We start from the raw sequence: 23,379 nt of genomic DNA, 5'->3' as shown, positions 1-23,379 counted from the left end.
GAAATCGCCGGGAACAATAAGTCTTCAGCAGCCATCGTGTCGCGCCCCTGTGACCACTGTCACGATTGTGGTCATACTGTTCCCGGCCCGGGAACTTAATCCGGGGCATACCGGCCGTCAAGGCACCAAGCAGGAAAGAAGATCATTGCGCAAATGGAGTTTGGCCAGCCGGCTGCTTGTGGGGCAGCTGGTGTTTATTGTGTGCTTTTCGGCAGGGCTGTCCTGGACGCTCTACCAGCAGGCCGAGCGCCACAGCTTTGAAGAAACCGCAGACATGATGCTTGCCGTGGCCGGAACCGCAGCCGCGGATCCGCTGGTCCTGGAATCCGTGACCGCCAATCCGCCCGGTGCCAACCTGCAGCCCTACGCGCAGGATGTGATGGATGCGTCCGGCATCGATTTCCTCACGGTCATGGCACCGGACCGCACCCGGTTCACCCACCGCAACGAAGACCAGATCGGCAAGCCCTATCTGGGCTCGGTGGAGCAGGCACTTGCCGGAAAGTCCTTTACCGAAACCTACGCCGGCACCCTGGGACCGTCCGTGCGCGCCGTCGTCCCCGTCCTCGGCGCAGACGGCGAGGTGAAGGCCCTGGTGGCGGCGGGCATCACTGTTGACCGCGTCGCCGTCGCCCGCAATGCCGAGCTGCCAACAGTGTTCCTGATTTCCGTGGCCGCCCTGGCCTTCGGAACACTCGCTGCGTATGCGCTCAGCCGCTACCTCCGGCGCACCACCTCGGACCGCAGGCCCGATGAACTGCTGAGCATGTTTGCGTTCTACGACTCGGCCCTGCATTCACTGCGTGAAGGAGTGCTGCTGCTGAACCGGGACGGTGATCTGGTGCTGTACAACAACCGGGCAGCCGCACTGCTGGGGCTCCCGGCCGAGCGCGGTGACCGGCCCCGGGATCCCCGGGAGCTGGGCCTGCCGCTTCCCCTCGCCGAGCTGCTGCGCGGCGGCCGCACGGCGGAAGATGAATTCCACTTTGCCAGTGAACGGATTCTCGTGGTGAACCAGTCTCCGGTCCTCGCGCCGGCGCCCATGGGGATATTGCGCGGCTTGGCGCGGACCGCGCCGGCAAAACGCATCGGTACGGTCACCACGCTGCGGGACCACACCGACATAGAAGCACTGACCGGAGAACTGCAGTCCATGCACACCCTGACCGAAGCGCTCCAGGCGCAGGCACATGAACACGCGAACCGGCTGCATACGCTGGTCTCCCTCATCGAGCTGAACCGCCCCCAGGATGCCCTGGCGTTCGCCACCCGGGATCTGGAGCAGTCCCAGCAGCTGGCGGACGACGTCGTTGCCGCCGTGGGCGAACCGGCCCTCGCCGCCCTGCTGACCGGCAAGGCGGGCCAGGCCCGCGAGCGCGGCATCAGCCTGCTCATCGATCTTTCTGCGGCCGGATCTGAAACCGGCGCTCCGCTGGGACTGGATCCGGGAGAGCTGGTGACCATAGCGGGAAACCTGATCGACAACGCGTTCGACGCCGTGTCCGGGGCCGAGACGCCAACGGTGAGCGCCCGGTTTGCCCTGGTGGAGGACGACGACGGCGCCCCGGGCTTCGAGATCACGGTGCAGGACAATGGCCCGGGCATTCCGGAGCTCTCCACGGAACAGGTATTTCATCAGGGCTTCAGCACCAAGGATCCCAAGGTGCTGCTCCCCTCCGGCACCGGTGGTGTTTCAGGCACCGGACGGGGCATCGGACTGCCGCTGGTCCGCCAAGCAGTGCTGCGGCTGGACGGCACGCTCCGGCTTGACCCGGGCGGACAGCCGGGCCGCGGCGCCTGCTTTACGGTCGTACTCCCCCTCGCAGTGGCGGCCAGCCATGAACACTGACCGGGACATCAGCGTCCTCGTGGTGGAAGACGAGGGCATAGCGGCGCAGGCGCACGCGGAGTATGTGCGCCGCAGCCCGGGATTTGCACTGGCCGGCGTCGTGCACACCGGCACCGAGGCCATCACGTTCCTCAATGCCTCCGCCACCGGGCGAAGCGGCACCGTCTCGGACGGAGGCCTGCCCGTACACGGCGGTGAAACCTCCGGGCCGGCGGTGGATTTGATCCTGCTGGACATGAACCTGCCGGACCTGCACGGGCTGGATGTCCTGCGCCGGATCCGCGGCGCCGGGGTCCCCGCCGATGTCATTGCCGTTACCGCAGTCCGGGATCTCGCCGTCGTCCGCAGCGCCATGTCCGCGGGGATTGCGCAGTACCTCATCAAGCCGTTCACGTTTTCGGCATTCAGCGCCAAGCTGGCCTCCTACCGCGAATACCACCTGAACCTTGCCGGGCAGGGCCTGTCCGCCACCCAGTCGGAGGTGGACCGGGCCCTGGCCGCCCTTCGTCCCAGTGTGGCTGCAGCACTGCCCAAGGGCCTGTCACCCGAAACGCTTGAGGCGGTGTCAGAGACGCTGAAGAATGCTGCCGCCCCCATGTCGGCCAGTGAGGTCTCCGCCGCGCTGACGATGTCCCGGATTACTGTCCGGCGCTACCTGGAGCATCTGGACGAGCAGCGGGCAGTGGCCCGGAATCCCCGCTACGGCACCCGCGGCCGGCCCGAGCTGGAGTATCACTGGCGGCGGTAGCTGCTGGAGTGGCTCCCGACCGTACAGCAGTGCCGAATGCCTCCCGCCGGCGCGGCGCAGGACCCTGGAGGCACGCGCCAGTACTATCGCCGGATGGCTTCCCTTATGCATCCGGATGAAAAGTTCCACGCCGCCTGGCTGGAGTGTGCCGCCGACTTCGACGGCGCCCACCGGGACGGGGCAGGCGGCGAAGAATGGCTGCTGGAAGACCTGCGGGATCCCGGGGCATTCCGGCGGTTCGTGGCGGAACTCAAGGCTCAGGCCGTGCCGGGCACTGTCCTTAAGCCCGGTTACGTCCCCTGCACCCATCTGTGGATCGTCGAGGATGAAACCGTCATCGGGTTCCTGGGCATTCGGCATGAGCTGAACGACTTTCTGCTGAACCAAGGCGGTCACATCGGTTACAGCGTGCGGCCGTCAGTGCGCCGCCGCGGACACGCCGCCCAGGCACTGAAAAACGCCCTGCCCTTCGCCTACTCGCTGGGAATCTCCCCGGTCCTGGTCACCTGCGATGAAGACAATGCCGGGTCCCGGGCAACCATCGAGAAGAACGGCGGCATCCTGGAGGACATCCGTCACGGCAAGCGCCGCTACTGGATCGCGACCGCCTAGACGCGCACAAGCCGCCGGGGTCCTCACATGCCCGGACGCAGCAGCGGCAGCAGCGCATCAATAACCCCCGGATCCTCGATGGTGGAGGGCACCGTGTAGGCATCGCCGTCGGCAATCTGGCGCATGGTCTTGCGCAGGATCTTGCCGGAGCGGGTCTTGGGCAGCGCTTCCACCACCTGTACGTCCTTGAAGTCGGCCACCGGCCCGATGGATTCGCGCACCAGCTTCACCAAATCCGCGCGCAGCTCCTCCACACCCACAACAGAGCCCGCCTTCAGCACCACATACCCGCACGGCCGCTGGCCCTTGAGGGAATCAGCCACTCCGATCACGGCGCACTCGGCCACGGCGGGGTGCGATGCCACAATCTGCTCCATTGCACCGGTGGAGAGGCGGTGTCCGGAGACGTTAATGACGTCGTCGGTGCGGCCCATCACAAATACGTAGCCGTCCTCGTCCACGTAACCGGAGTCCCCGGTGGTGTAGCAGCCTTCGAAGATCTCCAGGTAGGAGGACCGGAAGCGGTCATCGCTGCCCCACAGTGTAGTGAGCGTGCCCGGCGGCAGCGGCAGGCGCAGCACAATGTTGCCCTCCTGCCCGGCGGGGACCTCCGCACCGGAGCCGTCCACAATCGCGAGCGAGAATCCGGGCACGGGCACGGTGGCGGAACCGGCTTTGACCGGCAGCTGTTCCAGCCCCAGCGGATTGGCACAGATCGCCCAGCCGGTTTCGGTCTGCCACCAGTGGTCCACCACGGGCACATCCAGCGCCCGCCCTGCCCAGGCGAAGGTCTCCGGGTCCAGCCGCTCCCCCGCGACAAACAGGGTCCGCAGCACGGACAGGTCATAGTTCTCCATCAGGGCCGCATCAGGATCCGCCTTGCGGATGGCTCGCAGCGCCGTGGGTGCAGTGAACAGGACCTCCACCCGGTGCTCGTCCGCCACCCGCCAGAAGGCGCCGGCATCGGGCGTCCCCACGGGTTTTCCTTCGTACAGCACGGTGGTGGCTCCGGCGATCAGCGGCGCGTACACAATGTAGGAGTGGCCCACCACCCAGCCCACGTCCGAGGCGGTCCACATCACCTGGTCCGGGCCGACGTCGTAAATGTTGCGCATGGACCAGGCGAGCGCGACGGCGTGGGAGCCGTTGTCGCGCACCACCCCCTTGGGCGCGCCGGTGGTTCCGGAGGTGTACAGGATGTACAGCGGATCCGTGGCGGCTACGGAGACCGGCCCGGCGGGCTGCGCCTTTGCGGCGAGCGCATCCCAGTCGTGCCAGGCGGCGCCGTCCGCGCCGTCGTACTCGGAGATGCCGTGGGCGAATCCTTCGCGTTCGGCAACCACCACATGGTTCACACGGTGCGTCGCGGCGGCGAGCGCGGCAGCAACGTTGGGGAGGTACTCCACGGTGCGCTTGGGCTCCATCCCGCCGCTGGCGGTGACGACGACGGCGGGTGTGGCGTCGTCGATGCGCGCTGCCAGTTCCTTGGGGGCAAAGCCGCCGAACACGACGGAGTGGATGGCACCCAGCCGGGCTGCGGCGAGCATGGCAATGACCGCCTGCGGAATCATGGGCAGGTAGATGATGACCCGGTCCCCGGCTTTCACCCCGAGCCCGCGGAGCACTCCGGCAAAGGTTTCCACTTCGGCCAAAAGCTGGTTGTAGCTGTAGGTGCGGGACGTTCCCAGCATCGCGGAGTCATAAATGAGGGCTGCGCTCTCTCCCCTGCCGGCGGCCACATGCCGGTCCAGGGCGTTGTAACTGGTGTTCAGGTACGCGTCGGGGAACCAGCGGTAGAGCGGAGCGGCGGAATCGTCGAGGGCACGCTGCGGAGCGCTGTCCCAGTCCACCAGGGAGGCAGCCTCCAGCCAGAAGCCTTCGGGATCTTCGAGGCTGCGGGCATAGGCCTGCGCATATCCGGCGTCCGCTGCCCCGGCAGTGCCTTGGGGGCGGGCGGCAGCGGTCACGGGTGCTTCATTTCCTGTATCCAGGCCAGAGCTCATGAATCCTCCTCGATTCGATGTGATAGCCATCACCTTAGGGCAGTGCGTATGCGGCTCACAACTGCCCCGTGTATACATGACGCCATGCAACGACGCGCCCCGGGTGCTTTTAGCGCCGAGTAGGTCCGGTTGTGTATACACTGATGAGCAACATCACATTCGGACCGCCTGCCAGCAGGTTGCCCGCCGCTGGAAAGGAGCACCTGTGAGGGCCAGTGACCGCGCCTACCGGGCGCTCCGCGAAGACATCGTGGCCGGCAGGCTTGTTCCGGGAACCGTTCTGGGTGAGGTGGAACAGTCCCAGCGTCTGGGAATCTCCCGCACCCCGCTCCGTGAAGCCCTCAGCCGGCTGACTGCGGACGGGCTGGCCGCGCCGCACAACGGGCGCGGCGTCGTCGTCACCTCCATCTCGCCGGAAACCGTGACCGATCTTTTTGAGCTGCGCCAGGCGCTGGAGTGCAAAGCTGCCGCGCTGGCCGCCACCCGCGGGGTTCCGGAAGTCTTCGCTGGACTGCGGAGGGAATTCGAGAATGCGGCCGACCTCATTGTTGAGGACTCCGGGACGGATCCGTCCCGCTCCGGGTACTACGCCCTCGTGGCCCGCCTGGATGAGGCCATCGACTCCGCCGCGGCGAACGCCTACCTTACCCAGGCCCTGGCCAACGTGCGCCTGCACCTGGCCCGCGTCCGCCGGCTGGCCAAGGACAACCCCCGCAGGCTCCTCGCCACCGCCGGCGAACACGCCACCATTGCCGAAGCCATCGCTGCCGGTGATCCTGCCCTGGCATCGGCTGCCACATCCGTTCACCTGCACAAAAGCCTTGAACATTTCCTCGCCGCCGCTGATCCGCAGTCGGCCGGCACCCCTGAACGTTCCACAGCAAAGCAAACACCACGTCCCGAAAGGACATCCCATGAATCTCCATAAGGTGCGGGTCCACCGCAGCGATGAGAACCTGGCCCGCGAAGACCAGCTGGCCTATAAGATCGCGGAGGTCGCCGCTGACCCCGTTGCCGTGACTAACGAGGTCACGGACATGGTCATCAACCGCATCATCGACAACGCCTCGGTGGCCGTCGCCTCCCTGAACCGCGGACCCATCGTCGCCGCCCGCGCCCAGGCACTGTCCTTCTCCCCCTCCGCGCACGGCAACGGTTCGGCCGTGTTCGGCGTCGAGCAGAAGACCTCTCCGGAATGGGCAGCCTGGGCCAACGGCGTTGCCGTTCGTGAACTGGACTACCACGACACGTTCCTGGCCGCCGAGTACTCCCACCCCGGTGACAACATTCCCCCGCTGCTCGCCGTCGCCCAGCACACCGGCGCCTCCGGCGCGGACCTGATCCGCGGCATCGCCACCGGCTACGAAATCCAGGTTGACCTGGTCAAGGCGATCTGCCTGCACAAGCACAAGATCGACCACGTTGCCCACCTCGGCCCGTCCGCAGCCGCCGGCATCGGCACCCTGCTGGGCCTGGACGTCAACACCATCTTCCAGGCCGTGGGCCAGGCCCTGCACACCACCACCGCCACCCGGCAGTCCCGCAAGGGCGAAATCTCCACCTGGAAGGCGCATGCTCCGGCCTTCGCCGGCAAGATGGCCGTGGAGGCCGTGGACCGCGCCATGCGCGGACAGACCTCTCCCACCCCGATCTACGAGGGTGAAGACGGCGTCATTGCCTGGATGCTGGACGGCCCCGACGCCGCCTACGAAGTTCCGCTGCCCGAACCCGGCGAAGCCAAGCGCGCCATCCTGGACACCTACACCAAGGAACACTCCGCCGAGTACCAGGCTCAGGCCTGGATTGACCTGGCCCGCAAGATCCACCGCGAACATCCGGAGGCAGCCGATGCCTCCAAGGTGGCCAGCGTGCTGATCGCCACCTCGCACCACACCCACTACGTCATCGGCTCCGGCGCCAATGATCCGCAGAAGTACGATCCCACGGCCTCCCGCGAGACCCTGGACCACTCCATTCCGTACATCTTCACCGTTGCCCTGCAGGACGGCTCCTGGCACCACGTGGATTCCTACGCGCCCGAGCGTGCCGGCCGCGCGGACACCGTGGAGCTGTGGAACAAGGTCACCACGGTGGAGGATCCGGAATGGACCCGCCGCTACCACTCGCTGGACATCAACGAAAAGGCCTTCGGCGGCAAGGTCACCATCGTCCTGACCGACGGCACCGAGATCACCGATGAAATCGCCGTTGCCGACGCGCATCCGCTGGGCGCCAAGCCGTTTGCCCGCGAGCAGTACATCAACAAGTTCCGCACCCTGGCCGCCGGCCTGGTCTCCGAAGAGGAGATCGAGCGGTTCCTGACCACCGTCCAGCGCCTGCCCGAACTGGCCGCCGGCGAGCTGGACCAGCTGAACATCACCGCAGCCGACGGCGTCATTGACCCGGCCAACGCCCCGAAGGGACTCTTCTAAATGCTGTACTCCTCCGTCACTCCCGAAGCCAAGCGCATCGCCTTCCGCGAAGGCCTTGCCTCCGGCACGCTCCAGCAGTTCCCGGGAGCGTTCAACCCGCTCTCTGCCCGCCTGATCGAGGAAAAGGGGTTCGACGGCGTTTACATCTCCGGCGCGGTCCTCGCCAATGACCTCGGCCTGCCGGACATCGGCCTGACCACCCTGACCGAGGTGGCCACCCGTGCCGGGCAGATCGCCCGGATGACGGATCTGCCTGCCATCGTGGACGCCGACACCGGCTTCGGTGAGCCGATGAACGTAGCCCGTTCCATCCAGGAACTCGAGAACGCCGGCCTGGCCGGCTGCCACATCGAGGACCAGTTCAACCCGAAGCGCTGCGGCCACCTGGACGGCAAGAACGTCGTGGACCTGGACACCGCCACCAAGCGGATCCGTGCCGCCGCCGATGCCCGCCGGGATCCGAACTTCCTGATCATGGCCCGCACCGACATCCGCGCCGTGGACGGCCTCGAAGCCGCCCAGGACCGTGCCCGCGCGCTCGTCGAAGCCGGAGCGGACGCCATCTTCCCCGAGGCCATGAAGACGCTGGAGGAATTCGCCGCCATGCGCGACGCCGTCGACGTGCCGATCCTGGCCAACATGACGGAGTTCGGCAAGAGCGAGCTGTTCAGCTATGACCAGCTGGCCTCGGTGGGCGTGAACATGGTGATCTACCCGGTCACCCTGCTGCGCAGTGCCATGGGTGCAGCCGAGCGCACGCTGGACACCATCAAGGCCAAGGGCACCCAGCAGGACGATGTGCCCAATATGCTCACCCGTGCGCGTTTGTACGATCTGGTGGATTATGAAGCCTATAACCGCTTCGACACCTCCGTCTTCAACTTCCAGATCCCGGGCCAGCACTAATACGGGCGCCGGAATCCACCAGCAGCACCCCACCGCGACAAAGGAGTCTTTCGTTATGACAGATGAGCAAATCCACAAGGGACTGGCCGGTGTCCTCGTGGACACGACCAGCATTTCCAAGGTCAACCCGGAATCCAACTCGCTGCTGTACCGCGGCTACCCGGTCCAGGAACTGGCTGCGCACTGCAGCTTCGAGGAGGTGGCTTACCTGCTGTGGAACGGCGAGCTGCCCACCGCCGATGAGCTCGCCGAGTTCACGTCGGGTGAGCGTGCCCAGCGGGCTCTCTCCCCCGAGCTGAAGGCCGTTATCGACGCGCTGCCGGTGACCTGCCATCCGATGGATGTCTGCCGCACGGCCGCCTCCGTCCTGGGTGCCTCCCATGAGCTGGCCGAGGATTCCTCGGTGCAGGCCAACATGGAGAAGTCGGTAAGCCTCTTCGCGGCCATGCCTGCAGTGGTGGCCTATGACCAGCGCCGCCGCCGCGGCCAGGACGTGGTGGAACCCCGCGACGATCTGGACTACTCGGCGAACTTCCTCTGGATGACCTTCGGCGAGGAAGCCGCCCCCGAGGTGGTGGAAGCGTTCAACGTGTCGATGATCCTGTACGCGGAGCACTCCTTCAACGCCTCCACGTTCACGGGCCGCGTCATCACCTCCACCCTCTCGGACCTGCACTCGGCGGTCACCGGTGCGATCGGCGCCCTCAAGGGCCCGCTGCACGGCGGCGCCAACGAGGCCGTCATGCACACCTTCGAGGAGATCACCGCCAGCGCGGGCGACGGCGATGTTGCCGCCCACGCGGCGGGCTGGCTGGACGCCGCACTGGCGGACAAAAAGAAGATCATGGGCTTCGGCCACCGCGTGTACAAGAACGGCGACTCGCGGGTGCCCACCATGAAGGCGTCCATGGACAAAATGGTCAAGCACTACAACCGGGAGGACCTGGGCGAGCTGTACACGGCGCTGGAGTCCGCCATGGGTGAGCGCAAGAACATCCTGCCGAACCTGGATTACCCGGCCGGACCGGTTTACCACATGATGGGTTTTGATACGCCCACCTTCACGCCGCTGTTCGTGGCGGCCCGGATCACCGGCTGGACGGCACACATCATGGAGCAGCTGGAAGCCAATTCCCTGATCCGCCCGCTCAGCGCCTATGACGGCCCTGAGGAACGGCACGTGGGCTAACCAGCCACAGCTTCGCACTCCGCAAGCGCCCGCTGCAGGAATTCCTGCAGCGGGCGCCTGCGTGTTTGGACTCTCCCGTCCGGCGTATACAGTTCCTGCTAACCCGGAAGGAAAAGCCATGAAGCCAGGCTGGGCAGTAACCTTGATTCTTGCTGCTTCGGCGGTTTTTGCTGTCTCCTGCAGTGCCGATGGGCGGCCAACGGCGCCGGATCCCGCGGACGCCTGGGCTGACGAGGTTTATCAGCTGCAGCAGGACATCACGTCCCAACGCGGGGACGGGGAATTTACAGAGACCCGAATGGGCGGAGGAGCCGTTTCCGCCGGCGAAGAGGGCAGTCTGAGATTCGATCCCATCGTTTCGGGGCCGATAGCTGCGAGCTTTCTCTGTGACACCGGAACCGTCTCCGTCTCGATGGCCGGAGGAGCGCCCGCCGACGTGGATTGCGGGCAGGTGAAGATCTTCAGCGGTGTGGAGCCCTATGAGTTCGGCACAGGGCTCATGATTACCGTCGCCTCCGATGCGGAAACCCGTTGGGCCGTGGAGTTCAGGACACTCGGTTAGGGAGCGACCAAGCAGAGCGTTCGTCGTAATCTCAGGGATTCATTCCCGCCGGATGTCTTCGGCAGGAACAGCAGGCGGGGCTGCCGAGAAGATCCGTGCGGAGGCATCCTGATGGGCCAGCCGGCGCAGTGCTAGCAGCAGCGGCTCCACCAGGACCGTCCCGAGCATGACGTACCTCAGTGCTGCAGCGGGGCTGCCCCGGGGAACCTCTTCCACCTCACGGGCGGCAATCTTGCCCATGGCCGAGGCATACATGTCCAGAAACCCTTCGGGTGGCTCAAATCCTGCATCCTCGAGTCCCCGAAGTGCCTGTTCCAGACGGGAGCGGGAGTCATGGTCTTCGGGATCCACGCTCCATCCCCACTTCTCCAGCAGGGCATCGGCCCGGGGGTGGCTCGTGGAGGACTCCGGCAGCGCCGCCGCCGCGTGGGCCGCGATCCCCAGCAGGTCATGCGCGGATTCCGGCGGATCATCCAGCTGCTGCAGGACGTTCCCCGCTTCGGTCACAGAAAGATTTCCCGGTCCCAAAAGAGCGCGGACCAGACGGAGCCTGCCCAGATGACTGTCATCGTACTGCGCCTGGCGGGGCGCGGTGAGGCGGCCGTCATGGAGCAGTCCAACGCGCAGGTAGTACTTGATGGTGGCCACCGGGACACTGCTCTGCTCGGCCAGTTCTGAGATCCGCATACAAACCCCCTTGTGCTGGATAGTGTAACTCTCTAGTTTGGATACCATCACTATCCAGACATCCGGAGGGAGCCGTCATGGCTCGCATCTATCCCCAGCGCAGAAACCATTCGCACGACGGCGCGCTTGTGGTTTTCCTGATCGGCATGCGGATCAACAAACCCTGGCGGCCGGACCTGTGGCTGCCGGCCTTCGCGGCCATGCCGCGGATGCTCGCTGAGCTCTCCGCCGACCCGGAGTCCGGCCTCCTGGGCTACCGGATCACGGTCGGTTCCGGCGGCCCAACGGTAATCCAGTACTGGAAGACCCCGGAGCAGCTCTATGCCTACGCGTCCCAACCCAGCGCAGAGCACCGGCCCGCGTGGGCCGCCTTCAACCGGGCCGCCCGTAAGGCGCCCGGCAGCGTGGGCATTTGGCACGAGACATTTGTGGTGGACCGGGCAGAGTCCATGTACGTCGGAATGCCCACCACCGGACTTGCCAAGGTCACGGCAGTGCAGGATTCAGGCTCCGGGAGCCGGGCCGCGGACCGGTTGGGGCCGGCGGCAGCAGCCTAGTTCCCGCACGGCTTATTTGTTCAGGAGCGCGGGTAGGGGATCAGGAGAAGACGACGCCGGCAACGCTTTCATTGTCATCAGCTATGGTCACGACGGCGTCGAAATACTCCCCCGCGAGCAGGCGGGGCATCCAGTGGGCCGAATCCGGCCACATGCTGGCGTAGGGCATCTCGCCGGGCGCATACCAGGCCGGGCGGATTTCATCAGTCTCCACCGGTTCGCCCTCCCAGCGGCGGGCCCGGAACAGGATGGTGGACATATCCAGCCCGGGTTGTGCGGGAAAGATCCATTCAATGGTGCCGGCCCGCTGCAGGTCCGTTTCCCGGAGCAACAACCCGGACTCTTCCTCCACCTCGCGGACGGCAGCCTGTTCCGGAGTTTCCCCCGGCTCGATGTGCCCGCCGAGGGTGACCACCCGGCCCAGGCCGAAGCCGGTCTTTTTCAGTCCCATCAGGACCTCGGGACCGCTCTGCTCCGTGTCGCGGAAGAGGAAACAGAGCACCACGGGAGCGGCCCGGAATTCCATCACAGTGCCCGGGGGTGCGCGGCGGCGTAAACCTCACGCAGGGTCTCGGCCGTGACCAGGGTGTAGACCTGCGTGGTGGTTACGGAGGCGTGGCCAAGCAGCTCCTGGACCACCCGCACGTCGGCGCCGCCCTCCAACAGGTGGGTGGCGAAGGAGTGGCGGAGGGTGTGCGGGGAAACATCACGGCCGATGTCGGCCTTTTCCGCCGCATTCTTCAGGATGGTCCAGGCGCTCTGCCGGCTCAGGCGTCCGCCGCGGGCGTTCAGGAACAGAGCCGGAGTGCCTTTGCCCTTCACCGCAGCAGCGGGGCGGCCGCGCACCAGGTACTCGTCCAGGGCACGTGCCGCGTAGGAGCCCAGCGGCACCAGCCGTTCCTTGGAGCCCTTTCCGAAGAGCCGCACGACGTCGGGGCCGTTGGCCGGAATGCGTTCCAGGGACAGGTCGTCAATGTCCAGGCCCACGGCTTCGCTGATGCGGGCTCCGGTGGAGTACAGGAATTCCAGCAGCGCCCGGTCACGGAGCCCGGTGGGGGTTTCGGTGGATACGGCTTCGAGGATCCGCGTGACTTCGTTGACACTGATCGCCTTGGGCAGCCGCTTGCCGGGAAGCGGCGGATGCACATCTGCCGCCGGGTCCGTGGTGGCCAGCCCTTCCAGCGCCCAGAATTTATGCAGGCCGCGGACGGCGACAATGGTGCGGGCCGCCGAGCGGACGCTTAGCGCGGAGGCGCCGTCGGACCCTTCCGCGATGGACTGCGCAAAGGCGGTGACATCATGGCGGGAGATGCGGGCGATGTCCTCCACGCCGCGCGAGGCCAGGAAACGCGCGTAGCGCAGCAGGTCGCGGCGGTAGGCATCCAAAGTGTTGACGGCCAGGCCGCGTTCCACGGCCATGTGCTGCAGGTAGCCGCTGATTTCACGGCCGACGGCGGTGCTGCGGAGTTCTTCCGCAGCTGAGGGGCCTTTGGGGGTGGCAGCCTTGGGAGTTTTGGGAGTTTTTGAAGAGGCTGGCCTGTCCTGCGCCGGCCGGGTCGGAACCGCTGCCGTCCCGGGCGCCTCCGCCTCGCCCTCAGCCGAGGCAGACGCCAGGGCAGCGTCCTGTGCCAGGGCGGCCCGGAGGAGTTCCGCGGGCGAGTCCAGGCGCATGGTGGCATTCAGCGGAGGGAACCCAAACACTTCCGTGTCATTGTGCACAGCCGCGGACGGCGGCTGGATCGGGGAAGGAGTGCTCGCTGGTGCCGGCGCAGCATGATGTCCGCCAGCAGGTAGATCGGAGGCGGCCATAACGGTCTGAAATCCTAAAGAACAGGGCCCTGCGGCCACGTGGAGTGCTGGGTGTGGTGTTCGGGCCAGGGAGCGTCGCCCGGGCGCAGGTTCGCGAAACCGGAGGGACGCGCCGCCGCTGCAGCCAGGACTCCGGCAACCGCGGAGGGGCTGTGCAGCCGGCCGTCCAGTGCTGCCTGCACGGCCTCGTCGAGATCCACCCACATGGAATGAATTTCCGCTTCCTCGTCGGTCCGGACATGGCGGTCCGCTTCGGGAACCTCGGTAATGCCGCGGGCCAGGTAAATCCGCAGGGCTTCCCGGGAGGAGCCCGGGGAAAGGAACAGATCGGTGAGGACGTTCCATTCAGCGGCCTGGATGTCCGCTTCTTCGGCCAGCTCGCGGGCAGCACCCACCTGAAAGTCCTCGCCGTCAATGTCCAGCAGGCCGGCAGGGATTTCCCAGAGGGTCATCCGCACCGGATGGCGGTACTGGTTGATCATCAGTACCTGTCCGGCATCGTTCAGCGCCAGGATGGCCACCGCGCCGGGATGGCGGATGTAATCGCGGACCAGGGGTTCGCCGTCGTCAGTCAGCTTGAATGTCTCGCTGACCACGTCCCAGATCCGCCCGGTGTATTCCACATGGGAATCCAACAGGCGCCGGGGACTGCGTTCGTCGGCGAACCCTCTGGTCTCACTCATCAGGTGCTAGCCCTTTCCGTTCTGGCGAGCCAGGGCGGCCTTTACCAAACCGGCGAAGAGCGGGTGCGGGCGCGTCGGGCGGGAGCTGAGCTCCGGGTGCGCCTGCGTGGAGACGTAGTACGGGTGCACGTCCGCCGGAAGTTCAACGAACTCCACGAGTCCGCCGTCAACCGTGGTGCCGGAGAAGGACAGGCCTGCCTCGGCAATCTGGTCGCGGTACTCGTTGTTGACCTCGTAACGGTGGCGGTGGCGCTCGGCCACTGCGGTCTTGCCGTAGGTCTTGGCAACAACCGAGCCTTCTTCAAGCTTGGCGTCCCACAGGCCCAGGCGCATCGTTCCGCCCATGTCACCCTCGCCGGAGACAATGTGCTTCTGCTCCGCCATGGTGGCGATGACCGGGTACTTGGTGTCCGGTTCGAACTCCGAGGAGGACGCGCCTTCCATGCCCACCACGTTCCGGGCGTACTCGATGACCATGCACTGCAGGCCAAGGCACAGGCCCAGGGTCGGGAGCTTGTTCTCCCGGGCGTACGTCAACGCGCCGAGCTTGCCCTCCAGGCCGCGGATGCCGAAGCCGCCGGGAACACAGATGGCGTCAACGTCACCCAGCGCGGCTGCGGCGCCTTCGGGCGTTGCACACTCGTCCGAGGGAACCCAGCGGATGTTGACCTTGGTCTTGTTCGCGAAACCGCCGGCACGCAGTGCCTCGGTGACGGAAAGATAGGCATCCGGCAGGTCCACGTACTTGCCCACGAGGGCAATGTTCACGTGGTGCTTGGGGTTGTGGACAACCTCGAGGAGCTTGTCCCACTTGGTCCAGTTGACGTCCTTGAACTTCAGGTCCAGGTGCTGGACGATGTACGCGTCCAGGCCCTGGGAGTGAAGGGTCTTGGGGATGTCATAGATGCTCGGGGCATCCGGGCAGCCGACGACGGCGTCAATGTCCACGTCGCACATGCGGCCGATCTTGGCGCGCATGGCGTCCGGCACCGGGCGGTCCGAACGGATGACGATGGCGTCCGGCTGGATGCCGATGGAACGCAGGGCAGCAACGGAATGCTGCGTCGGCTTGGTCTTCAGTTCCTGGGACGGACCGATGTACGGCACGAGGGAAACGTGCAGGAAGAAAACGTTGTTGCGGCCGATGTCCTGGCGCACCTGGCGTGCTGCTTCCAGGAAGGGCTGGGACTCGATGTCGCCAACCGTGCCGCCGATTTCGGTAATGATGACGTCGGGGGTCTTCTTCGCCTCGGAGGGCAGGCGCATCCGGCGCTTGATCTCGTCGGTGATGTGCGGAATGACCTGCACGGTGTCGCCCAGGTATTCGCCGCGGCGTTCCTTGGCGATGACCGTGGAGTAGACCTGGCCGGTGGTTACGTTGGCGGAGCCGTCGAGGCTCTCGTCAAGGAACCGCTCGTAATGGCCAATGTCGAGGTCAGTCTCGGCGCCGTCGTCGGTCACGAAGACTTCGCCGTGCTGGAAGGGGTTCATTGTGCCCGGATCCACATTGAGGTAGGGATCGAGCTTCTGCATGGTCACCGCTATGCCGCGCGACCTCAACAGATGGCCGAGACTTGACGCTGTCAGTCCCTTGCCAAGTGAGGACGCCACGCCACCGGTGACGAAGATGTGTTTGGTCGTAGAAGACGACTTGGGAAACCTGGAATTTGATCGCTGCACCACGGAGTTCGAGCCTATCACCTTTTGTAGATCTGATTTTGTCTGCACTGGTTATTTGTCTGCACTGGACTGCTTCTGCGGCGGATGTCCCGCCGCCGCCAGGAGCTCGACGGCGTGTGCCCGGGCGGACTCTGAGTCCTCCTGGCCCGCAAGCATCCTGGCAAGTTCCTTGATCCGCTCCGCATCGTCCAGAACGGTAACGTCGCTGGCGGTGACCCCTGTTCCATCTTCCCCCGTCGCGGACATTTTGATGACCCGGATGTGATGGTCGGCAAACGCCGCCACCTGGGGAAGGTGGGTGACCACAATCACCTGCACGTGTTTGGCCAGCATGGCCAGCCGGCGGCCGATTTCCACCGCGGCCTTACCGCCTACGCCGGAGTCGACTTCGTCGAAGATGAAGGTCGGCACGGGGTCGACGGCGGCCAGCACCACCTCGATCGCGAGCATGACCCGGGAGAGTTCACCGCCCGATGCACCCTTGCCCAGCGGCCTCGCCGGTGCACCGGGGTGCGGCTGGAGCAGGAAGGAGATACTGTCCGCCCCGTGCACGCTCAGCTCCTCCACCGGCGTCACTTCGATGAGCAGGTTGGCGTTGGCCATGGCCAGGGCCGAGAGCTCGTCGCTGACCCGCTGGGCGAGGTCAGCGGCAGCTTCGGTCCGCAGCTTGGTCAGGTCCGCCGCGGCGGCGGTGAGGGTCGCCTGGAGGTCGGTAATTTCCGCTTCCAGCGCCTCGATCCGGGTGCTGTCATCCCCCAGTTCGGCCAGCCGGACCCGGCTGGTTTCGGCCCACTCCAGGACTTCGTCCACGGAGGGGGCGAACTTCCGCGTGAGGGCTGAGATTTCAGCGCGCCGGGATTCGACTTCAGCGAGCCGTTCGGGGCCTTCCCCGTCCAGGGATGCACTGTAGCTGGCCAGCTCGGTGGCAATGTCGGCCAGGACGTAGCCAACCTCGGCCAGCCGTTTTGCGGAGTCTGCCAGGGCGGGATCGTGCTCCCCTGCCATCTCGAGCTGGCGTTTGGCACCGTCCACCAGAGAGGTGGCATCGGTTCCGTCGGCAAAGTCCCCTGCGATCAGCGCCTGGTGGGCGCCTTCTGCAGCAGTTCGCAGTTCTTCAAAGTTGTTCAGGCGGACCGCTTCGGTCTTCAGTGTTTCGTCTTCGCCCGGCAGCAGTTCCAGCGCGTCGATTTCCTCCAGCGAGGCCGAGAGGTACTCGGCTTCCCGCAGCCGCTCGCGCGCCTGGTCCCGCAGGCCCGCGAGCTCGGCAACCGCTGCCCGCCAGCGGGCATAATCCGTTTGGTAGGAGGAGAGCACGGAGGCAAGCGCCGGGCCGGCATACTTGTCCAGCGCCTCTCGCTGCGCGGCCGTGCTCTTGAGTCGAAGCTGGTCCGACTGGCCGTGAACTGCGACCAGATGCTGGCCCACTTCCGCGAGCACCCCCACCGGAGCGGACCGCCCGCCCACGTGGGCACGGCTTCTCCCCGCTGCGTTCACGGTCCGGGCAAGCATCAGCTCGGTGATGCCGTTGTACGTTTCCAGCTCGGCGCCGGCGTCTTCCGCACGGGACACTGCAGCGTTGTCCGGAGGAAGCCGGACCACGGCTTCCGCCAGTGCCGCCTTGGCGCCCGTGCGCACGGCTCCGGCGTCGGTCCGGGCGCCCAGGAGCATGCCCAGGGCAGTGATGACCATGGTTTTACCAGCACCCGTTTCACCGGTGACCACGGTGAATCCGGGGCCCAGCTCCAAGGTGGCGTCCGTGATGACGCCGAGGTCGCGGATACGGATTTCCTCAATCATGTGCCGGCCCTCCGCGCTCGGCCAGACGCGTCAGTTCCACGCTGTCCGAGAGGTCTCCGGGGCTGCCGACAGGACCGCGCCAGCCTTGGGTGGGCAGCTGGAACTTGCGGACCAGCCGCTCGGAGAACGGCGTGGCATGGGTGCGGGCCAGCCGCACGGGAATGTTGGAGCGGGTCACTTCCACCCGGGCTCCGGCCGGGAGCTCGGCACTGCGGCGCCCGTCGCACCAGAGCACTCCGGCGGCATTGGTCCGGGTCAGGATTTCCACGGCAAGGAGTGAATCCGGGGCGACGACGAGCGGCCGGGAAAAGAGCGCATGGGCGCTGATCGGCGCAATGAGGAGGGCTTCCACTTCGGGCCACACCACGGGGCCGCCGGCGGAGAAGGAGTAGGCGGTGGATCCGGTGGGCGTGGCCAGGACAACGCCGTCGCAGCCGAAGGAGCTGATGGGCCGGCCGTCCACTTCCACAACCACTTCGAGCATCCGCTGCCGGTCCGCCTTTTCCACGGCAGCTTCGTTCAGGGCCCAGGTGTGAACGATGAGCCGGTCTTCAAACCAGACCTTGACGTCAATGGTCATCCGTTCTTCCACCGTGTAGGCGCGCTCCACAACCCAGTGGACCGTCTGTTCCAGATCGGCGCGTTCGCTTTCGGCCAGGAATCCCACGTGGCCCAAGTTCACCCCGAGCAGCGGAACGTTGGTGTCGCGGACGAGCTCGGCGGCGCGCAGGATGGTGCCGTCTCCGCCCAGGACCATGCCCAGGTCCACCCCGTCCAGGGAGACGTCTTCATCAAGGATCTCCGTGGGGGCCGTCAGGACGCCGTATACCGCCTGGATATCCTCCAGGTCCTTGCGCCGCATGACCGGGGTCAGCCCGGAGGCGTGAAGCTGTGTGCAGGCTTCCTGGGCCGCAGTCATGGCAGCCTGCCGGCCGGTGTGGGCCAGCACGAGTATCCGTCTGCTCATGTCTGTTGTGTCCTGTTCCGCCCCCGAGGGAGCTGGTTGGAAATCCGTCAGTCTTCTGCGGTGCGTTCCCCGCCTGCAGCCCGATCAGCCGGATTATGTCCGGCTCCATCAAACCCGTCAAAGGCCTCATCCACCAAACGCCGTGCGGCTTCCTGTGCATCGGCGGGCCTTTCCGTCGCAGGGTCTCCCTGCTCCGGAACCTGCAGCCACAGGAAGAACTCCACGTTTCCGTTCTGTCCCGGCAGCGGGCTGGGCGCCAGTCCGGCAACGCGAAGATTCTCAGCCAGGGCTGATTCAACCACGCGGGCAACGGCCAGCCGGTGCTTTTGCGGATCGAGGACCACGCCGGCTTTCTCCAGCTTCTCACGGCCCACTTCAAACTGCGGCTTGACCATGAGCAGCATGCTGCCGCCGGGCCGCGTGGCTTTGGCCAGCGCCGCCACCACCATGGTCAGTGAGATGAAGGACAGATCAGCGACGGTGAGGTCCACCTGTCCTCCGATTGCCTCCGGATCCAGGTAACGGACATTCAGGCCTTCATGGACCTCAACCCGGGGGTCCCGGCGCAGGACTTCCACCAGTTGATCGTGGCCCACGTCCACCGCCACCACATGTGCGGCTCCGCGCCGCAGCAGGACGTCGGTGAAACCTCCGGTGGAGGCTCCGGCATCCAGGCAGCGCTGCCCGGCCGGCTGCACCTGCGGAAAAGCATCCAGGGCTCCGGCAAGTTTGTGTCCGGCGCGGCTGACGTAGTCGGGGACGCCGTCGTCGAGCACTGAGAGCGCATCCTCGCCGGTCACCGACACCGAGGCTTTGCCCAGGACGGAGCCCCCGCGGGAGACCCGGCCTGCGGCAATAAGTTTGGCCGCATGGGTCCGGGAGCGGGCCAGTCCCCTGGCAACCAGTTCCTGGTCGAGTCTTGGCACGTGCTATCGCTCCTCTGGCGGTTCGGCGGTCAGTTCGGCCATCAGGCTGTCATGGAGCGCGGAGTAAACGGCATGGTGGCCGGTGGAAGGCAGGTCCGGAAGGTGTCCAAGAACCGCCAGGGCAGCGTTGACCGCCGGGTCCTCCGTCTGCGTCCCGCCGTCGGGCCAGGGGCCGGCGGAAACCCGGAAATCTTCGCTAGTGTTCTGCATGCGGCGTCTGCCCATCCCTTGTTCCGACGTTTGGATCCCAGCTTATCCGTCGGTGCTGACACTCCAGCTGAGCTCGGGTGCGGTGGCGTTTTCCTCGTCCGGGCGGGCGCGCCACCACGCGGCGCAGGCTGCCCGCCAGCTGTCCAAATCGTTGCGGTTCCCGGAAATCTCCACCATGCCCCCGGTCACCCGGGCGGTTGCGGCACCGCAGCGCGCCACGCCGTCGAGCACTTCCACCGCCGGGTAGGGCTGGTAGAGGGCGTCGAGGTTTTCGAGCAGATAGGCGGGCCGCTCCGCCGTGCGGGCTGCCAGCGCGGTCTGCGGGGTGTCGACGCCGGTAAGCACCATTGCGGTGGCGAACCCGGCGTTATTGCCGCCAAGGATATCGGTGTCCAGGCGGTCGCCCACAACCAAGGGCGTCTTCGCGTTCAGGTGGCGTGCCGCCGTTCGGAACAGCGGTGCCTCCGGCTTTCCTGCCACCAGGGGCGTCCTGCCCGTGGCTGCAGCGACGGCAGCAACCAGGGTTCCGTTGCCCGGAGCGATGCCCCGGGCCTGCGGAATGGACATATCCGTATTCGTGGCGACCCATACGGCGCCGCGGCCGACGGCGAAGGCCGCCTCCGCGAGGTCTTTCCAGCCGAGTGCGGGATCAAAGCCCTGGATGACGGCGTCGGGGCGGTCATCAGCGGAAAGCACCGGGACCAGCCCCTGGTCGCGCACCTGCTCGGTAAGCCAGGCGCTTCCGGTTACCAGGACCGTTGCGCCGGCCGGAACGGAAGCTGCCAGCAGCTCCGCACCGGCCTGCGCCGAACCGAACACGGTCTCCGCTGTTGCCGGTGCCCCCAGCTCGCGCAGATGCGCGGCCACGGTTTCGGAGGAACGCGAGGCATTGTTGGTGACGTAGGCGAGCTGCACACCCACGCCGTCGAGACGCTGCAGCGCCTCGACGGCACCCTCAATGGCGTGCGGACCCGCGTAGACGACGCCGTCCAAGTCCGACAGGACGGCGTCGTATCCGGCAATCAGCGCGGTGGACTGCATGATGCTACGCGCGGTCCTCGTCGACGTCGCCCGAGGGTGCGTCGGCGGAGAATTCGTCGTTGTCATTGCCGTCGTCGTGCTGTTCGACGGTGTTGTCGTCGTCCTCTTCCTCGGCTTCGAGGACACCAATCACGCCTTCCTGGTCATCGGAAGGCAACGTGTCGACGTCGTCCGTCAGATCCAGATCGCCGAGCGCATCTGCAGGCTCGATTTCGGCCGGAGCTGCGAACGGAGTGTCGGAACGCTCTGCACCGCTTCGCTCCTCACGGTCTTCTCGGGCACGGCGCGGCTTCTCCGGCTTTTCCTCTTCGTCGTCGAGGTCGTAGATGTCCGGCTCAGCGAACTCGCCGATGCCCAGTGCCTTTTCGGCCAGCAGTGCACGGTTGCGCCACTGCTCGGCTTCTTCGTTGCGGTCTGCGAGCTCCAGAGCGTCGGCGTAGGCGCGGAACAGGCGGGGGCTGAAGGAGAATGCACGGTTCTTATCCAGCTGCGGGATTTCCAGTGCGGTCACGGCAGCGTCGTACTGCTCCATGTCCATGCGGGCACCCGAAGCTACGATCGCCATGTCCACCTGGCCGGCGGTATCCAGTTCCTTCGCCTCGTCCGAGCGCGAGATGTCCAGGGCGCGGTCCGGACGGCCGAGACCGCGTTCGCAGTCGGCCATCATCGCCAGGTAGGCGTTGGAGCCGCTGATGCGGCGGTAGGTGCGGAATTCGCGCAGCGCCTCAGCGAAGTTCTCGGAGGCATAGGCGGTCAGTGCAACTGCTTCGCGGACCGCAGCCATGCGTCCGCCGCGGCGGCTGGCCGCCAGCGCATGCTGGAAGGCCAGTTCGGGATCGATGTCGATCAGGCGTCCTGCCATGACCAGGTGCTTGGAGACCCACTCGCCGCTGACTTCCTCCAGGACGCGCAGCTGGGCGCGGGTGACCTTGTCCAGTTCCTGTCCTGTGACGTCATCGTCGATTTCCGGCGAACGCTCACGGTCCGGGCGGTTGGCGCTGCGCAGGTCGCGGGCATTGTGCTTGCGCTCAGTGACGGGAGCATCCTCGCTCCGCTCCGGACGGCGGTTGTTGTCCTTGCCGAAGGAGGGCTTGCGGTCATTGTCGCGTGCCGGACGGCGGTCATCGCCGCCGCGGGCGGGACGGTCACCGAAGGAAGGCTTGCGGTCACGGTCACCGAAGGACTTACGCTCACCATCACGCGGCGGGCGACGATCGTCCCCACCAAAGGACGGCTTACGGTCACCGAAAGAGGGCTTCCGATCATTGTCGCGTGCCGGACGGCGGTCATCGCCGCCACGGGCGGGGCGGTCACCGAAGGAAGGCTTGCGGTCACGGTCACCGAAGGACTTACGCTCACCATCACGCGGCGGACGACGATCGTCCCCACCAAAGGACGGCTTACGGTCACCGAAAGAAGGCTTCCGGTCGTTATCGCGTGCCGGACGGCGGTCATCGCCGCCGCGGGCCGGGCGGTCACCGAAGGAAGGCTTGCGGTCACGGTCACCGAAGGACTTACGCTCACCATCACGCGGCGGACGACGATCGTCCCCACCAAACGAAGGCTTACGGTCACCGAAAGAAGGCTTCCGGTCATTGTCGCGCGCCGGACGACGGTCATCCCCGCCGCGGGCCGGACGGTCACCGAAGGACGGCTTACGGTCACGGTCACCGAAAGAGGGCTTACGGTCGTTATCGCGTGCCGGACGACGGTCATCCCCGCCGCGGGCCGGGCGGTCACCGAAAGACGGCTTACGGTCACGGTCACCGAAGGACTTGCGCTCACCATCACGCGGCGGACGACGGTCGTCTCCACCAAACGACGGCTTACGGTCATTGTCGCGTGCCGGACGACGGTCATCCCCGCCGCGGGCCGGGCGGTCACCGAAAGACGGCTTCCGGTCACGGTCGGCGAAAGACGGCTTCCGATCATTGTCACGTGCCGGACGGCGGTCATCCCCGCCACGGGCCGGGCGGTCACCGAAAGACGGCTTGCCGTCCTTGGAATAAGGCTTGCGCTCAGAAGAGGCTCCGCGCTCACCGAAGGACTTGCGCTCACCGTCACGTGCGGGACGGCCACCGAAGGAAGGCTTGCGGTCTTCGAAACGCTTGGGTGCATTGCGGTCATTGGTTGCAGGACGACCGCGGTCATCGCGTCGATCTGACGAGCTGCTGTTGCGGGCGGAGTTGGTTCCTTCGCTGCGCTGATCCCTGTTATTTTGCTCTGACATGCTGGTGAGTTCCTCTCGTCGTGAGCCGACCAACGGAATTTACTGCAGTCGCTCGTCACTATGGATATATAAAGTTGGTTCAAAGTTTATGGGGCCTAAAACAGGCACAGTCTGATTCTAGTGCAGTCGGCTTCGAAGATCGTTGTCCCGTGCCGTGCAGGGTGGCTGGGAATAGGTGAGACTCCCCACCTGCGGCGTTGCCGGGCGCAGCGCTCCGGTTATCCCGAGTCCTGGTTACCGGTTTCCCAGGGGCCGGCTTTTCACCGGGATCAGCGGCTTTATGAGAGATTCCCCACCTGTCGGAGACAGGCGGTATTCCGCCAAAAACCCGGGGTGTTAAACAGTTCAGGCCCGCACCATACGGTACGGGCCTGAACCTCTCTGCCAAATATTGTCCGGCGGTGACCTACTCTCCCACATCCTCCCGGATGCAGTACCATCGGCGCTGTGGGTCTTAGCTTCCGGGTTCGGAATGGGACCGGGCGTTTCCC

21 protein-coding genes and 1 rRNA gene are annotated in these 23,379 nt (G+C 66.0%); 9 read left to right on the top strand and 13 right to left on the bottom strand.

Going from position 1 to position 23,379, the window contains the following annotated elements:
* The first annotated feature begins 145 nt into the window (after positions 1-145).
* From AC4D2W_RS00110 to AC4D2W_RS00100, 3 genes are all read left to right on the top strand, one after another.
* Positions 146-1,849: a sensor histidine kinase gene (locus AC4D2W_RS00110; RefSeq protein ID WP_490924905.1), complete on the top strand. Its 1,704-nt coding sequence runs from the start codon at positions 146-148 to the stop codon at positions 1,847-1,849.
* Positions 1,839-2,597 carry a response regulator gene (locus AC4D2W_RS00105; RefSeq protein ID WP_490924904.1) on the top strand — a complete coding sequence of 253 codons (759 nt, stop codon included), beginning with the start codon at positions 1,839-1,841 and terminating at the stop codon, positions 2,595-2,597. The genes AC4D2W_RS00110 and AC4D2W_RS00105 overlap by 11 nt, the downstream gene beginning before the upstream one ends.
* A 93-nt stretch (positions 2,598-2,690) precedes the next feature.
* Complete coding sequence (locus AC4D2W_RS00100; protein WP_490924903.1) at positions 2,691-3,209, top strand: GNAT family N-acetyltransferase; 519 nt, start codon at positions 2,691-2,693, stop codon at positions 3,207-3,209.
* 23 nt (positions 3,210-3,232) lie between these two features.
* Here the strand turns inward: AC4D2W_RS00100 and AC4D2W_RS00095 are convergent, their stop codons facing one another.
* On the bottom strand, positions 3,233-5,212 hold the full coding sequence (locus AC4D2W_RS00095) for an AMP-binding protein (protein ID WP_490924902.1): 1,980 nt from the start codon (positions 5,210-5,212) through the stop codon (positions 3,233-3,235).
* Positions 5,213-5,417: 205 nt separating this feature from the next.
* Here AC4D2W_RS00095 and AC4D2W_RS00090 point away from each other — a divergent pair, with 205 nt between their 5' ends.
* The 5 genes from AC4D2W_RS00090 to AC4D2W_RS00070 all read left to right on the top strand — a co-directional run bounded on the left by AC4D2W_RS00090 (position 5,418) and on the right by AC4D2W_RS00070 (position 10,301).
* Entirely contained in the window at positions 5,418-6,140 is a 723-nt protein-coding gene (locus AC4D2W_RS00090; RefSeq protein ID WP_490924901.1) for a GntR family transcriptional regulator, read from the top strand.
* On the top strand, positions 6,127-7,644 hold the full coding sequence (locus AC4D2W_RS00085) for an MmgE/PrpD family protein (RefSeq protein ID WP_490924900.1): 1,518 nt from the start codon (positions 6,127-6,129) through the stop codon (positions 7,642-7,644). The genes AC4D2W_RS00090 and AC4D2W_RS00085 overlap by 14 nt, the downstream gene beginning before the upstream one ends.
* Complete coding sequence (prpB, locus tag AC4D2W_RS00080) at positions 7,645-8,550, top strand: methylisocitrate lyase (RefSeq protein ID WP_490924899.1); 906 nt, start codon at positions 7,645-7,647, stop codon at positions 8,548-8,550.
* Between the two features lie 55 nt (positions 8,551-8,605).
* The gene (locus tag AC4D2W_RS00075) at positions 8,606-9,739 is read left to right on the top strand and encodes a bifunctional 2-methylcitrate synthase/citrate synthase (RefSeq protein ID WP_490924898.1); all 1,134 of its coding nucleotides are present in this window, start codon (positions 8,606-8,608) and stop codon (positions 9,737-9,739) included.
* 118 nt (positions 9,740-9,857) lie between these two features.
* Positions 9,858-10,301, top strand: a complete 444-nt coding sequence (locus tag AC4D2W_RS00070; RefSeq protein WP_490924897.1) for a hypothetical protein — start codon at positions 9,858-9,860, stop codon at positions 10,299-10,301.
* A 39-nt stretch (positions 10,302-10,340) separates the two neighbouring features.
* On the opposite strand, the gene AC4D2W_RS00065 is transcribed toward AC4D2W_RS00070, so the two are convergent.
* Entirely contained in the window at positions 10,341-10,988 is a 648-nt protein-coding gene (locus tag AC4D2W_RS00065; protein WP_490924896.1) for a MerR family transcriptional regulator, read from the bottom strand.
* Between the two features lie 77 nt (positions 10,989-11,065).
* Here AC4D2W_RS00065 and AC4D2W_RS00060 point away from each other — a divergent pair, with 77 nt between their 5' ends.
* Positions 11,066-11,545 carry a DUF4188 domain-containing protein gene (locus AC4D2W_RS00060; RefSeq protein WP_490924895.1) on the top strand — a complete coding sequence of 160 codons (480 nt, stop codon included), beginning with the start codon at positions 11,066-11,068 and terminating at the stop codon, positions 11,543-11,545.
* A 40-nt stretch (positions 11,546-11,585) separates the two neighbouring features.
* Here the strand turns inward: AC4D2W_RS00060 and AC4D2W_RS00055 are convergent, their stop codons facing one another.
* From AC4D2W_RS00055 to rrf, 11 genes are all read right to left on the bottom strand, one after another.
* Positions 11,586-12,071 (bottom strand): 8-oxo-dGTP diphosphatase, encoded by a 486-nt coding sequence (locus AC4D2W_RS00055; protein ID WP_490924894.1) that lies wholly within the window; start codon positions 12,069-12,071, stop codon positions 11,586-11,588.
* Positions 12,071-12,964, bottom strand: a complete 894-nt coding sequence (gene xerD / locus AC4D2W_RS00050; RefSeq protein WP_490925982.1) for a site-specific tyrosine recombinase XerD — start codon at positions 12,962-12,964, stop codon at positions 12,071-12,073. The genes AC4D2W_RS00055 and xerD overlap by 1 nt, the downstream gene beginning before the upstream one ends.
* Before the next feature lie 404 nt (positions 12,965-13,368).
* Entirely contained in the window at positions 13,369-14,037 is a 669-nt protein-coding gene (locus AC4D2W_RS00045; RefSeq protein WP_490924893.1) for an NUDIX domain-containing protein, read from the bottom strand.
* Positions 14,038-14,043: 6 nt separating this feature from the next.
* Entirely contained in the window at positions 14,044-15,738 is a 1,695-nt protein-coding gene (pyrG, locus tag AC4D2W_RS00040; protein ID WP_490924892.1) for a CTP synthase, read from the bottom strand.
* 30 nt (positions 15,739-15,768) lie between these two features.
* Positions 15,769-17,514: a DNA repair protein RecN gene (gene recN / locus AC4D2W_RS00035; RefSeq protein ID WP_490924891.1), complete on the bottom strand. Its 1,746-nt coding sequence runs from the start codon at positions 17,512-17,514 to the stop codon at positions 15,769-15,771.
* Entirely contained in the window at positions 17,507-18,481 is a 975-nt protein-coding gene (locus AC4D2W_RS00030; protein ID WP_490924890.1) for an NAD kinase, read from the bottom strand. Before AC4D2W_RS00030 ends, recN begins: the two co-directional genes overlap by 8 nt.
* A 47-nt stretch (positions 18,482-18,528) precedes the next feature.
* Entirely contained in the window at positions 18,529-19,407 is an 879-nt protein-coding gene (locus AC4D2W_RS00025; protein ID WP_490924889.1) for a TlyA family RNA methyltransferase, read from the bottom strand.
* Between the two features lie 3 nt (positions 19,408-19,410).
* Positions 19,411-19,617: a hypothetical protein gene (locus tag AC4D2W_RS00020; protein WP_490924888.1), complete on the bottom strand. Its 207-nt coding sequence runs from the start codon at positions 19,615-19,617 to the stop codon at positions 19,411-19,413.
* Between the two features lie 42 nt (positions 19,618-19,659).
* The gene (locus tag AC4D2W_RS00015) at positions 19,660-20,658 is read right to left on the bottom strand and encodes an HAD-IIA family hydrolase (protein ID WP_490924887.1); all 999 of its coding nucleotides are present in this window, start codon (positions 20,656-20,658) and stop codon (positions 19,660-19,662) included.
* A gap of 4 nt (positions 20,659-20,662) precedes the next feature.
* Positions 20,663-22,888 carry a hypothetical protein gene (locus tag AC4D2W_RS00010; protein ID WP_490924886.1) on the bottom strand — a complete coding sequence of 742 codons (2,226 nt, stop codon included), beginning with the start codon at positions 22,886-22,888 and terminating at the stop codon, positions 20,663-20,665.
* 393 nt (positions 22,889-23,281) lie between these two features.
* A 5S ribosomal RNA gene (rrf, locus tag AC4D2W_RS00005) occupies positions 23,282-23,379 on the bottom strand; the annotation flags it as partial.

It is taken from the genome of Arthrobacter sp. TJ-58 (assembly GCF_058269295.1).
Note: the sequence above shows the minus strand (reverse complement) of the source record. Positions and strands in the feature narration are given on the sequence as shown.